The sequence below is a fragment of the Pseudomonas sp. TWI628 genome (assembly GCF_039673865.1).
In the GTDB taxonomy this organism is placed as follows: Bacteria; Pseudomonadota; Gammaproteobacteria; order Pseudomonadales; family Pseudomonadaceae; genus Aquipseudomonas.
In genome coordinates this window covers 64,278-76,428 of record NZ_JBDJMM010000001.1, presented here as the reverse complement: position 1 = coordinate 76,428, position 12,151 = coordinate 64,278, and the positions used below count along the sequence as shown (strand labels likewise).

General features: G+C 62.7%; 11 protein-coding genes and 1 tRNA gene. 5 read left to right on the top strand and 7 right to left on the bottom strand.

What is annotated here, in order from left to right:
* Nucleotides 1-238 precede the first annotated feature (238 nt).
* Complete coding sequence (locus ABE528_RS00380; protein ID WP_178120099.1) at nucleotides 239-1,096, top strand: LysR substrate-binding domain-containing protein; 858 nt, start codon at nucleotides 239-241, stop codon at nucleotides 1,094-1,096.
* A 195-nt stretch (nucleotides 1,097-1,291) separates the two neighbouring features.
* Nucleotides 1,292-2,539, top strand: a complete 1,248-nt coding sequence (locus tag ABE528_RS00375; RefSeq protein ID WP_152957122.1) for an MFS transporter — start codon at nucleotides 1,292-1,294, stop codon at nucleotides 2,537-2,539.
* Nucleotides 2,540-2,666: 127 nt separating this feature from the next.
* Here ABE528_RS00375 and ABE528_RS00370 read toward each other — a convergent pair whose 3' ends face one another.
* From ABE528_RS00370 to ABE528_RS00340, 7 genes are all read right to left on the bottom strand, one after another.
* A complete protein-coding gene (locus ABE528_RS00370; protein ID WP_346651825.1) occupies nucleotides 2,667-3,440 on the bottom strand; it encodes a Fic family protein in 774 nt (257 codons plus the stop codon).
* Nucleotides 3,437-3,700: a hypothetical protein gene (locus ABE528_RS00365; RefSeq protein WP_152957124.1), complete on the bottom strand. Its 264-nt coding sequence runs from the start codon at nucleotides 3,698-3,700 to the stop codon at nucleotides 3,437-3,439. The genes ABE528_RS00370 and ABE528_RS00365 overlap by 4 nt, the downstream gene beginning before the upstream one ends.
* Before the next feature lie 151 nt (nucleotides 3,701-3,851).
* Nucleotides 3,852-3,927, bottom strand: a tRNA-Gly gene (locus ABE528_RS00360).
* A gap of 63 nt (nucleotides 3,928-3,990) precedes the next feature.
* Nucleotides 3,991-4,551, bottom strand: coding sequence for a CDP-diacylglycerol--glycerol-3-phosphate 3-phosphatidyltransferase (gene pgsA, locus ABE528_RS00355; protein WP_028626065.1), 561 nt, complete (start codon nucleotides 4,549-4,551; stop codon nucleotides 3,991-3,993).
* A gap of 33 nt (nucleotides 4,552-4,584) precedes the next feature.
* Nucleotides 4,585-6,408, bottom strand: a complete 1,824-nt coding sequence (uvrC, locus tag ABE528_RS00350; protein WP_346651824.1) for an excinuclease ABC subunit UvrC — start codon at nucleotides 6,406-6,408, stop codon at nucleotides 4,585-4,587.
* 6 nt (nucleotides 6,409-6,414) lie between these two features.
* On the bottom strand, nucleotides 6,415-7,053 hold the full coding sequence (gene uvrY, locus ABE528_RS00345; RefSeq protein WP_054884910.1) for a UvrY/SirA/GacA family response regulator transcription factor: 639 nt from the start codon (nucleotides 7,051-7,053) through the stop codon (nucleotides 6,415-6,417).
* 64 nt (nucleotides 7,054-7,117) lie between these two features.
* On the bottom strand, nucleotides 7,118-7,507 hold the full coding sequence (locus ABE528_RS00340) for a helix-turn-helix domain-containing protein (protein ID WP_346651823.1): 390 nt from the start codon (nucleotides 7,505-7,507) through the stop codon (nucleotides 7,118-7,120).
* A gap of 525 nt (nucleotides 7,508-8,032) precedes the next feature.
* Between ABE528_RS00340 and ABE528_RS00335 the strand changes: the two genes are divergently transcribed.
* The 3 genes from ABE528_RS00335 to ABE528_RS00325 all read left to right on the top strand — a co-directional run bounded on the left by ABE528_RS00335 (nucleotide 8,033) and on the right by ABE528_RS00325 (nucleotide 12,141).
* A complete protein-coding gene (locus tag ABE528_RS00335) occupies nucleotides 8,033-9,340 on the top strand; it encodes a UDP-glucose/GDP-mannose dehydrogenase family protein (protein WP_152957127.1) in 1,308 nt (435 codons plus the stop codon).
* A 91-nt stretch (nucleotides 9,341-9,431) separates the two neighbouring features.
* Complete coding sequence (locus tag ABE528_RS00330; RefSeq protein ID WP_178120100.1) at nucleotides 9,432-10,961, top strand: glycosyltransferase; 1,530 nt, start codon at nucleotides 9,432-9,434, stop codon at nucleotides 10,959-10,961.
* A gap of 16 nt (nucleotides 10,962-10,977) precedes the next feature.
* Entirely contained in the window at nucleotides 10,978-12,141 is a 1,164-nt protein-coding gene (locus ABE528_RS00325) for a PilZ domain-containing protein (protein ID WP_152957128.1), read from the top strand.
* The last annotated feature ends 10 nt before the right edge of the window (nucleotides 12,142-12,151 follow it).

Genomic DNA, 12,151 nt, shown 5'->3' with positions numbered 1-12,151 from the left:
CTCCTCATCCCGGCAGCCGGAACGCCCGGCCAGTGAGGGCGCATGCTAGGAAGTTGCCGAGGTGAGGGGAAATTCAAATATTGACTATCCTTATAACTCAGACGATATAGAAACGCTTAAAAAATGGAATAAGCCAGTAAATACGGGCTCCTGTAGACGAGCACTTCTATCCCTGCCACTCTAAACATAATGATTCTTTATCTTTTTTCGTCAGCCCTTGATGCAAAGATGCCTGCCCATGACCACACCTGCTCTGGACCTCGACCTGCTGCGCACCTTCGTCGCCATCGCCGACCACACAAGCTTCGCCGAGGCCGGCCGCCATCTGGGCCGCACCCAGGCCTCGGTGACCCAGCACATGCAGCGCCTGGAGCAGCAGGTGGGCGTGGCGCTGCTGCGCAAGCAGGGCCGGCAGAAATCCCTTACCGATGCAGGCCGTCAGTTGCTACGCCACGCCCGGCAGATGCTCGCGCTCAACGACGAGGCACTGGCCGGCCTGCGTCACGACAGCCTGAGCGGCGTGCTGCGTATCGGCTCGCCCCACGACATCGCCGACACCATCCTGCCTCCGCTGCTCAGCCACATCGCCCGCTCGGCGCCCAACCTGCGCCTGGAGATCGACGTTGGCCGCAGCCCGTTCCTGATGGATGACCTGCAGCGCGGCAAAGTCGACATGGTCATCTCCACCCGTACCGCGCCGGGCCTGGAAGGCTTCGCACTGCGTGCCTCGCCGGTGTGGTGGATATGCGCGGCCCACTATCAGCACCTGCCAGGGGAGCCCTTGCCACTGGTGCTGGTGGACGAACCCAGCCTGTACCGCAAGCTGGCGCTCGAAGCGCTGGAGCACGCCGGCATCGCCTGGCGCCAGACCTACCTGGCATCCAATCTGATCGGCGTCAAGGCAGCGGTGCGTGCCGGCCTGGGCATTACTGCGCGCAGCCAGGAAATGGTCGGCCCCGACATGCGCGTGCTCGGACAAAGCGATGGCCTGCCGGCGCTGCCTGACGTGACTTACTACCTGTGGGTGCGGGCCAACAGTGCCAACCCGCTGGTGCGCCAGGCTTACGCGATGGTGCGCGCCAGCGTCGGGGCCTGATACGCATGCCCCGTAAAGCATCAGGCCGCAGGCCGTGCCAGGGCGAGCGGTCGCCAGCCCTGACTTGTGCCCGGCGAGGTACGAGCGCCTGGGCCAGGAACCTATCGCCCACCCTGGCAGTCCTTTAACCAGAGCGGGCCACGCCCCGCATGCCGGCTGCTGATTGCACCCCATGGCGTTTACGAGATTGCATCCTTGACCTCTTCAAAGCCCCTCGCCTCACATCACCGTGCCCTGGACTGGCTGAATTTCTTCCTCGCCGACGTACGCGACGGCCTGGGGCCGTACCTGGCCATCTACCTGCTTGCCGTGCACCAGTGGCAACCAGCGAGCATCGGCCTGGTGATGAGCCTGGCGGGCATCGTCGCGCTGCTGGCGCAAACGCCGGCCGGAGCGCTGATCGACAGCACCAGGGCCAAGCGCGCGGTGGTGGTGATCGCCGCCCTGCTGGTGACCGGCAGTTGCCTGCTGCTACCGTGGATCTCGTCGTTCGCCGGGGTAGCCTTGACCCAGACGGTCGCGGCCCTGGCAGGCTCGGTGTTCGCGCCAGCGATTGCCGCCATATCGCTCGGCATCACCGGCCCCAAGGCATTCACCCGCCGGGTCGGCCGCAACGAAACGTTCAACCATGCCGGCAATGCCTGCTCGGCGCTGCTGGCCGGCGGCCTGGCGTACCTGTTCGGCCCGGTGGTGGTGTTCTACCTGATGGCGGTCATGACCGTGGCCAGCATCGTGGCCACGGTCCGGGTACCCGCTGCGGCCATCGACCACCAGCTGGCTCGCGGCCTTGGCCATGGCCCGATGGCGGCTGACCACCCTGCCGGGCTGAGGGTGCTGCTGCACAACCGCACCCTATTGATATTCGCAGTGTGCTGCGCGTTGTTTCACCTTGCCAACGCGGCGATGCTGCCGCTGGTCAGCCAGAAGCTGTCACAGATCGACCTGCGCCTGGCCACACCGCTTACCTCTGCCTGCATCGTCGCGGCGCAGTTGGTGATGGTACCGATGGCCATGCTGGTGGGGGCCAAGGCCGAGCAGTGGGGGCGCAAGCCGTTCCTGCTGGCCGGCTTTCTCATCCTGCCGATACGGGGTGCGCTCTACGTGGTTTCCGACAACCCGTTCTGGCTGGTCGGCGTGCAATTGCTCGACGGCATCGGCGCCGGCATTTTCGGTGCCCTGTTACCGATCGTGGTCAAGGATCTGACCGAAGGCAGCGGGCGCTTCAATGTCAGCCTCGGCGCGTTGACGACGATGTTCGGGCTGGGCGCGGCGCTGAGCCCTGGTCTCGCTGGGCTGGTGCTGCAGGCCGCTGGCTACGATGCTGCGTTTCTTGCCTTGGCGGCAATTGCCGCAGTCGCCTTCGTGCTGGTGCTGGTGGCGCTGCCGGAAACCCACCCCGGCGCGTCGCCGTCGTCCTCGGCCACGCCTGCCGAATCGACCTGAACAGCTTGGAATGTGCGGATTGCAGAAATTTTTCGCAGAAACGAAAAAAGGCCCCGAAGGGCCTTCTTACTTGCCTTGCCGAAATACTTCGGCAAGGCCAATTTGGAGAGGGAAACGAGACTCGAACTCACGGCTCAATTTCGGTTTTCGGTTCACCCGTCATAGGGGCGTGTGCAGCTGTACGATAGGTTTTGTAGATCTGCTGAACTTCTGGATCATCGAGGCTTTCGTACGTAATCCCCTCTTTGTCCATTCCATCCAGCCCTTTGATATCACTGATGACCCCCGGCCACTCATCCCGGCTGCAAATGTCGATCACATACGGCTGCAGATAGCGATCAAGATGGCCGGTCGACGGCTCGCGAATTTCGTCACTGAGAGCACGCAGGTACAGGTCTTTCTGTGTTTTCGACCAATCGATGGCAAAACCTGCTCGGAACGAGAGCTCCATGAACACCAGCAAGATAGTGCGCCCATTACCGTCCAGAAATGGGTGAGCAAATGCCAGTTGCCCCATGACCTCGCCAGGGCGGTCCCGAAAGCGTCCACTATTGCCCGCCAATTGGAGCGCGTAATCCACAGCCCGCCTAACCTGTGCAGGATGCTCAAATACCGTACTGCCGGGATCACCATGCATGCCTTTGAAAACGGCAAGATGCGGCACCAGTTCGTTCCGGTCTCTACCCGCCCAGTGGTAAAAGGCTGAAAAGAGAATTTCATGGACCTTGAGCACAGCGCCATAGTCGATCAAAGGCTCATTCTGGAGAAACGCGAGCGCATCTTCGATACTGGCCTCGAACGACAAATGCTCCGACTCTTTAACCTCGATAGGATCTTTTAGCTGCAGCGCGTTCTGCAGATAACCTGCCGTCTCGAAATCTCCGAACGGGTCGAAGGTCATGCGCTGATCGGTTTGCTGGTACGCCGTTTTTCAGCGAGATAGCGCCCTTGAAGTGTCATGATCTCAACCTTGCTGAGCACGCCTTTTCTTTTAAGGTTCACCAGCAACTGTTCGACAACGTCCAAGTTGATCATATCGCCAGCTAGACGACTAATAGTCACAGCCATGCCACTCACCCCGTCACGCTCGGCGGTAACGTTGTGCTTTTTGGCCAGCTTTCGTACTTCAGTGGCAACACTGACATCAGAAGATCGGGTCATCTCAGGTCTCCATTCACCCCCAAATCTTAGCATGGGCTCGGTCAAGCAGACAGGCGTGGCGGCGGAGGCCAATGGGCATATGACAGAAACGAAAAAAGGCCCCTAAGGGCCTTCTTTCTTGCCTTGCCGAAAGTATTCGATAAGGCCAATTTGGAGCGGGAAACGAGACTCGAACTCGCGACCCCGACCTTGGCAAGGTCGTGCTCTACCAACTGAGCTATTCCCGCGTCGTGATGGGTGCCATTCTAACGATATCTGAAACGGCGTCAACCCCTTGATTCAAAAAAGTTTTATTTTTGCTCGGAGCCTTCGCGCAGGTGCGGCCAGGCGGCCACCAGGTAGTGCACCATCGACCACAGGGTCAGCGCCGCCGCCACCAGCAGCAGGCCGTAGCCCAGTACCACCCAGAAGCTCACCACCGGCGGGTTGGCCAGCAGGATCACCAGCGCCAGCATCTGCGCCGCGGTCTTCCACTTGCCGAGGTTGGACACCGCCACATGCGCCCGCGCGCCCAGTTCGGCCATCCACTCGCGCAGCGCCGACACGACGATTTCACGGCCGATGATCACTGCCGCCGGCAGGGTCAGCCAGAAGTTGGCGTGCACCTGCACCAGCAGCACCAGGGCCACGGCCACCATCAGCTTGTCGGCCACCGGGTCGAGGAAGGCGCCGAACGGGGTGCTCTGCTGCAGGCGACGCGCCAGGTAGCCGTCCAGCCAGTCGGTGGCGGCAGCGATGGCGAACACCGTGCTGGCGGCCATGTAGCTCCAGTGATAGGGCACATAGAACAGCAGGATGAAGATCGGGATGAGCAGGACGCGTAGAACGGTGAGCAGGTTTGGAATATTCATCGGTACGACTGGCTGCGGGTTGAGCCCGGCATTCTACTCGCTATGCAGGCTGGCATAAATCGACTCGGCAAGCTTTTTACTGATGCCGGGGGCTTTGGCGATCTCATCGATGCTGGCGCGGTTGAGCTCCTGCAGGCCGCCGAAGTGTTTCAGCAGGTCGCGGCGGCGCTTGGGCCCTACCCCGGCGACGTCTTCCAGGCTTGATGTGCGGCGGGCCTTGCCGCGCCGGGCACGGTGGCCGGTGATGGCAAAGCGGTGGGCTTCGTCGCGGATCTGCTGGATCAGGTGCAGCGCCGGGTTGTCGCCCTTGAGGGTGAACTCGTGGGCCACGTCGTTGAGGTAAAGGGTCTCGAAGCCGGCCTTGCGGGTCACACCCTTGGCCACGCCGAGCAGGGTCAGGTCGGTGAAGGCCAGCTCCTGCATCACTTCGCGGGCCATGTTCAGCTGGCCCTTGCCACCGTCCACCAGCAACACATCGGGCAACTTGCCCTCGCCGTCCTTGATCCGCCCGTAGCGACGGGTCAGGGCCTGGTGCATGGCAGCATAATCGTCGCCCGCGGTGACGCCTTCGATGTTGAAGCGGCGGTAATCCGACTTGATCGGGCCCTCCGGGCCGAACACCACGCAGCTGGCGACCGTGGCTTCGCCGCTGGAGTGGCTGATGTCATAGCATTCCAGGCGCTGCGGCACTTCATCCAGGCCGAGCACTTCGGCCAGGGCCTCGAAGCGCGCGGCCATGTGCTGGCGGTTGGCCAGGCGGGCATTGAGTGCCTGTTCGGCGTTGGTCACCGCCAGTTGCTGCCAGCGCGCACGGGTGCCGCGCACGCGGTGGCTGATGGTCAGCTCGCGGCCACGCAGGCTCTGCACCGCGTCGGTGATGGCCTCGAAGTCTTCGTGCACCACATTGACGATCAGCTCGCCAGGCAGTTCGCGCTCGGCATTGCCCAGGTAGTATTGCGACAGGAACGCGGCCATGACTTCGGCCACCTCCTCCTCGATGCCCACCTGCGGGAAGAAGTTCTTGCTGCCCAGCACACGGCCGCCGCGCACGCTGATCAGGTGCACGCAGGCACCGCCCGGGTTGACGAAGGCGGCCACCACATCGACGTCGCCGGAGCCACCTTCGATGTACTGCTGGTCCTGGACCCGGCGCAACAGGGCAATCTGGTCACGCAGCTCGGCGGCCTTCTCGAAGTTGAGGGCCATCGCCGCCTTTTCCATGGCTTCGTTGAGCTCGTTGCCCAACTGCTGGCTGCGGCCCTCCAGGAACATCACCGAGTGACGCACGTCCTCGGCATACTCTTCGGCGGTGACCAACTGGGTGCACGGGCCTTTGCAGCGCTTGATCTGGTATTGCAGGCACGGTCGGGTGCGGTTGGCGAAGTAGCTGTCTTCGCACTGGCGCACGGAAAATGCCTTCTGCAACAGGCTGAGGCTCTCGCGAATGGCGCCCGCACTGGGGTACGGCCCGAAGTAACGCCCCTTGGCTTTCTTCGCCCCCCGGTGAATGCCCAGGCGCGGGAATTCGCCGTCCGACAGGAACACGTACGGGTAGGACTTATCGTCGCGCAACAGAATGTTGTACGGCGGGCGCCACTGCTTGATCAGGTTCTGCTCCAGCAGCAGCGCCTCGGTCTCGTTGGCGGTGATGGTGGTTTCGACCTGGGCGATGCGCCCCACCAGCGCGGCGGTTTTCGGCGCCAGGCCGGTCTTGCGGAAATAGCTGGCCAGGCGCTTCTTGAGGTTCTTGGCCTTGCCCACATAGAGCAGCCGCGCCTCGGCGTCGAACATCCGGTATACGCCCGGGCGACCACTGCAGGTCGCCAGGAACGCGCTGGCATCAAAGACTTGTGACATGAGGGTTTACAGGCTTGCGTCAACCATACCGTGGCGAACGGCCAGCAAGGTCAGTTCGACGTCGCTGGTGACCGAGAGTTTTTCGAAGATCCGATAACGATAAGTATTGACGGTCTTGGGCGACAGACACAACTTGTCGGAGATGATCTGCACTTTCTGGCAGCCGACAATCATCAGGGCGATCTGGATTTCCCGCTCCGACAGCGCATCGAACGGCGACGCTTGCGGCTGGAACGACTTGAGCGCCAGCTGCTGGGCGATCTGCGGGCTGATATAGCGTTGGCCGGCAAAAGCCAGGCGAATGGCCTGGACCATTTCGTCCAGCCCGGCGCCCTTGGTCAGGTAACCGGCGGCGCCAGCCTGCATCAGGCGGGTGGGGAACGGGTCTTCTTCACATACGGTAACCGCCACCACCTTGATGTCGGGGTGGCTGCGCAGCAGCTTGCGGGTGGCTTCCAGGCCGCCGATCCCAGGCATCTTCACGTCCATCAGCACGACGTCAGGCTTCAGTTCCCGGGCGAGTTTCAGCGCCGACTCGCCCGAATCCGCCTCACCCACCACCTGCAGGCCGTCGATATCGGCCAGCATGCGAGTAATACCGGTTCGAACCAGATCGTGATCGTCGACCACTAGGACCCTAATCAAGCAGACACCTCGTCAACAGGGGCGATTGGATCCCGCCACCTTAACAAAATTTTTCATGGCGGACCTAGCGTAAAACTTCCTTCAGAAACGTCTGACGCTCATGGCGGGGCTGCCGTGCCAATTCACCCCCGCTGCCCTCACCCACCAGGCGCCCCAGCAGATGCCACAAAGCCGCCTTGTCTTCCGCCGGCAAACGCCGAAACGCGCCCAGCAGACCGGTTTCATCCGCCGACAGGCTTTCCAGCGTTGGCGGCGTGCGCTCACCGCTGAGCACATACAGCGCATCCACGCCCTTGGACGCCAACGCCGCCAGGTAATCCGCCCGAGGCGTACGCTCACCACTTTCGTATTTGCCCTGGGCGTTAGGCTCGACGCCACCGATATCACCGAATACCCGCTGGGTCATGCCCAGCCGTTCACGCTCTTCGCGCAGCCGTGGACCGAGTCCTTTCATATGACGTTTCTCCTGGTTCCTTTGCCGTCATGGGGGCTGCTCACAATCCTGTGAGCAGTTGCAGACTGTGCGGTCACTATGCCCATCGGCGGCCAGCGTCGCAAGCCAGTATTGCGCCATCACCCTACCTGCGAGGCCTTGATTTACAGGGGTTTTATACGCCCCAGCCGCGCCACTGAGGCCCAACAGCGCAAGGGGAAAACCCGCATGGCGCCACACCTTTGGCGCCACTTTATTGCCAGTCGCAGGGTTATCATTTTTTTGACGCCCAACTAACAACAACTTTAAGTCGTTGATTTGTAACGGTTTTTAAACTTTCACAGAGAACATGCAAGTTATTTTCAAACCAGCGAATATCAAAGCTTGCAATAAAAATAAGAACGCCATTAGGCTGTAAAAAGACCAACTAGAAACAGCCTGCAACGCCACTTCCGAGCGCGGCTTACTTCTGCGCGTCTGCCATTTTGACAACTTCATGAACGATGTATCTCGGCCGGCTTTGCCGTGCCCCAGGGAGAGGGACCTATGAACATCAGTATCTTTGGACTTGGCTATGTTGGCGCAGTCTGCGCGGGCTGCCTGTCGGCCCGCGGCCACAATGTGCTGGGGGTGGACATTTCCCCGGCCAAAATCGACCTGATCAACCAAGGCAAGTCGCCGATCGTCGAACCGGGCCTGGAGCAGCTGCTGCAGGAAGGCGTCAGCATGGGCCGCCTGCGCGGCACCACCGACGTGCAGGCGGCGATCCTCGCCACCGACCTGTCGCTGCTGTGCGTCGGCACCCCGAGCAAGAAGAACGGCGACCTGGACCTGGTGTACATGGAAGCGGTCTGCCGGGAAATCGGCACCGCCCTGCGCGACAAGGGCAACCGTCACACCGTGGTGGTGCGCAGTACCGTGCTGCCAGGCACAGTAAAGAACGTGGTGGTGCCGATCCTTGAGCAGTACTCGGGCAAACAGGCTGGCGTCGACTTCGGCGTGGCGGTCAACCCGGAATTCCTGCGCGAAAGCACGGCGATCCAGGACTACGACTTCCCGGCCATGACCGTGATCGGCGAACTGGACAGCCAGTCCGGCGACCTGCTCGAGTCGCTGTACAACGGCCTTGATGCCCCGGTGATCCGCAAGTCGATCGAAGTCGCCGAGATGATCAAGTACACCTGCAACGTCTGGCACGCGACCAAGGTCACCTTCGCCAACGAGATCGGCAACATCGCCAAGGCTGCCGGCGTCGATGGCCGCGAGGTGATGGATGTGGTCTGCCAGGACCACAAGCTCAACCTGTCGCGCTACTACCTGCGCCCGGGGTTCGCTTTCGGCGGCTCGTGCCTGCCCAAGGACGTGCGTGCCCTCACCTACCGCGCCGCCAGCCTGGATGTGAAGGCGCCGCTGCTTGACTCGCTGATGGCCAGCAACGTCTCGCAGGTGCAGAACGCCTTCGACCTCATCGAGCGCCAGGACAAACGCAAGATCGCCCTGCTCGGCCTTGCCTTCAAGGCCGGCACCGACGACCTGCGCGAAAGCCCGCTGGTGGAACTGGCCGAACGCCTGATCGGCAAGGGCTACCAGCTGAACATCTTCGACGAGAACGTCGAGTACGCCCGCGTGCACGGGGCCAACAAGGAATACATCGAAGCGAAGATCCCGCACGTTTCGTCGCTGCTGCACAGCGACCTGCAGCAGGTGATCGATGACGCCGAGGTGATCGTCCTGGGCAACAACGACCCGCGCTTCGCCAGCGCCCTGCAAGCCGGCCACGGCAAACAGGTGATCGACCTGGTCGGCTTCATGCCCGGCCTGAGCGACAGCCGCACCCAAGGCATCTGCTGGTAACCGACCCGGCACCCACCGCGCTCCACCCGCCACAGGCTAACGCCTGGGCGGTGTGGCGCGCGGGCACCGCAAAAACAGGAGTCAAGCCGACATGGATCGACAGCAACCACCCTTCGTGGCACCCGGCTACCTGCGCGCAGCCGCCAGCTTCTTCGGCTGGGCATGCCTCGCCGGGCTGATCGCGCTGGCGTCGGAGATGGTCGCGCCGCAGTACCTGGACCCGAACCACCACCTGTTCATCTTCATCATCGGCACGCTGGGCATGTGGCGTTATGGCAACGCCATTGTCCACTACCTGCGCGGCATGTACTTCCTGCACTGGAAATTCCCGCGCCTGCGCCGGCAGGTCGAGCGCCTGGGCGATGCCGCGCTGCCCTCGCACATGTTCATGGTGGTGACCAGCTTCCGCATCCCCACCACGACCACGTTCAAGGTCTACCAGTCGGTGTTCCAGGAAGTACAGCGACTGAAAGTGCCATGCACGGTGATCGCCTCGATCGTCGAGAAAGGCGACGAGACGTTCATCAAGGACATCATGCGCAACGAGGTCAAGGACCGCGACGACATCAAGCTGGTGATCGTCCGCGCCCGGGGCACCGGCAAGCGTGACGGCCTGGCCCATGCCTTCCGCGCGCTGTCGCGGCAGATGCCGCTGAATGACGCAGTGGTCGGCGTGGTCGACGGCGACACCATGATGCTGCCTGGCTGCGTCGAGCGTGCGGTCAAGCTGTTCGCCGTGCTGCCGGACGTGGGCGGCCTGACCACCAACGAATTCTGCGAAGTCGAAGGCAGCCGCTGGATGCGCCAGTGGCACTCGATGCGTTTCGTCCAGCGCCACATCAACATGTGCTCGATGGCGCTGTCGCACCGGGTGCTGACCCTGACCGGGCGGCTGTCGTTCTTCCGCGCCGAAGTGATGACCGACCCCGAGTTCATCCGCGACGTCGAGGCCGACTTCCTCGAACACTGGCGCCTGGGCCGCTTCCAGTTCCTCACCGGCGACGACAAGTCGAGCTGGCTGAGCCTGATGCGCGCCGGCTGGAACACCTTCTACGTGCCCGACAGCCACACCCTGACCGTCGAGCACCCGCCCAGCGACAGCTTCCTGGTCGCCACCCGCCAGCTGATGTTCCGCTGGTATGGCAACTCGCTGCGGCAGAACTTCCGCGCCACCGCCCTGCTCGGCCGCGCCCGCCTGGGGCTGTTCACCCTGTACGTGCTGCTCGACCAGCGCGTATCGATGTGGACCTGCCTGATGGGCCTGACCGCCTCGGTGGTGGCTGGCCTGGTGTTCGGCATCCAGTACCTGCTGGTGTACCTGTTCTGGGTACTGATCTCGCGCAGCCTGGTGACGGTGCTGTTCGTCTTCGCCGGCCACCCGGTCAGCCCGATGTACCCCTTCGTTCTTTATTACAACCAGATCGTCGGTTCGCTGATGAAGGTCTACGCGATGTTCCACATGGACCAGCAAAGCTGGACGCGGCAGAAGACCACCCTGGCCACTGGCAGCGTCGACTTCGACGCCAGCCTCAACCGCTGGTCCTCGAAGGCGATGCTGTGCTCGTCGATCGCGATCTTCTTCGGGGTCATCACCGTTCTTCTAGAACTCTCGCAACGTTAAGGAAAGGCGCCTGCACATGAGTACCACGAACATTCCCGCGGCCCCGGGCAAGACAGCGGCCAACATCGTCCACGAGGCGGTCGACGAGCGCCAGTACGTGCGCACCCGGATGAACGCACGGGTGCGCCTGTCCAGTGCCGGCCAGGCCCCGTTCGAAGTGGCCCTGCAGGACATTTCGCTGGGTGGCCTGGGCCTGACCCACGACGCACCGCTGAAAGTCGGCACGCTGTACGACGCCTCGATCCGCCTGCGCCTGAACCAGGTCGACCTGAACATCGACAGCAAGATCCGTATCGTCTCCCAGCGTGGCAGCGAAGTGGGGGCGCAGTTCGTCGAGCTCGATGCACAGAAGCGCGACATCCTGCGCTACCTGATCAGTGCCTACATGTCCGGCGAGATCGCCGACATCAATGGCCTGTTCAATGTCATGCAGCGCGAGAACTACATCAAGGAGCGCAAGCACAAGCACGTCAGCGCACGTACCCCGGGCGCCCGCCTCAAGGCCCTGACCGGCACCTTGCTGTACACCGCCGCCGGCGTCGCCGCACTGGCCTTCGTCGGCTACAAGGGCTACCTGCTGTTCTTCCGCATCCCGGCGCTGCAGGCCCAGGTGGCGACCAACGCCCAGGTCATCAGCATGCCCGACAACGGCTATGTGAAGTACCTGCTGCCCGCCGGCGCCACCGAAGTGCAGGCCGGCCAGCCGCTGGCCAGCATCTCCACGCAGCTGGCCACCAGCTTCACCAGCCCGGCCGACATGAAGGCGGTTGCCGACCTGTCGCCGGGTGACCTGCAAACCCTGCTCGGCCGCGCCACCATCGAGACGGTGATCAACAGCCCGTGCGACTGCACGGTCTACTACCCGAGCCAGCGCCTGGATGGCTACGGCTACAAGGACGCCCCGCTGCTGCACCTGCTGCCCAAGGACCAGGGCCTGTTCGTGCGCGCCAACGTGCCGTTCGACAAGCTCGCCGATGTCGACCGGGTGAAGTCGGTGGACATGCAGGTGTTCGGCCTCGACCAGCATTACAGCGGCAAGGTGGTCGACGCCCGAGTCGACGAGGTCAACCGCAACCTGGCGCTGACCATCCAGCCTGACAGCCCACTGCCGGCCGCGGCCTACCAGAAAGCGGTGGCAGTCGACCTGTTCATGGGCCTGCCGTTCGGCGCAGCGCGCTAAACGGCCGAGG

What these genes read in the sequence shown, in the direction of transcription:
- uvrC (WP_346651824.1), bottom strand. Translation starts at nt 6,408, where the DNA reads ATGTCACAAGTCTTTGATGCCAGCGCGTTCCTGGCGACCTGCAGTGGT.
- ABE528_RS00325 (WP_152957128.1), top strand. Translation starts at nt 10,978, where the DNA reads ATGAGTACCACGAACATTCCCGCGGCCCCGGGCAAGACAGCGGCCAAC.
- ABE528_RS00380 (WP_178120099.1), top strand. Translation starts at nt 239, where the DNA reads ATGACCACACCTGCTCTGGACCTCGACCTGCTGCGCACCTTCGTCGCC.
- ABE528_RS00330 (WP_178120100.1), top strand. Translation starts at nt 9,432, where the DNA reads ATGGATCGACAGCAACCACCCTTCGTGGCACCCGGCTACCTGCGCGCA.
- pgsA (WP_028626065.1), bottom strand. Translation starts at nt 4,551, where the DNA reads ATGAATATTCCAAACCTGCTCACCGTTCTACGCGTCCTGCTCATCCCG.
- ABE528_RS00335 (WP_152957127.1), top strand. Translation starts at nt 8,033, where the DNA reads ATGAACATCAGTATCTTTGGACTTGGCTATGTTGGCGCAGTCTGCGCG.
- ABE528_RS00365 (WP_152957124.1), bottom strand. Translation starts at nt 3,700, where the DNA reads ATGACCCGATCTTCTGATGTCAGTGTTGCCACTGAAGTACGAAAGCTG.
- ABE528_RS00370 (WP_346651825.1), bottom strand. Translation starts at nt 3,440, where the DNA reads ATGACCTTCGACCCGTTCGGAGATTTCGAGACGGCAGGTTATCTGCAG.
- ABE528_RS00340 (WP_346651823.1), bottom strand. Translation starts at nt 7,507, where the DNA reads ATGAAAGGACTCGGTCCACGGCTGCGCGAAGAGCGTGAACGGCTGGGC.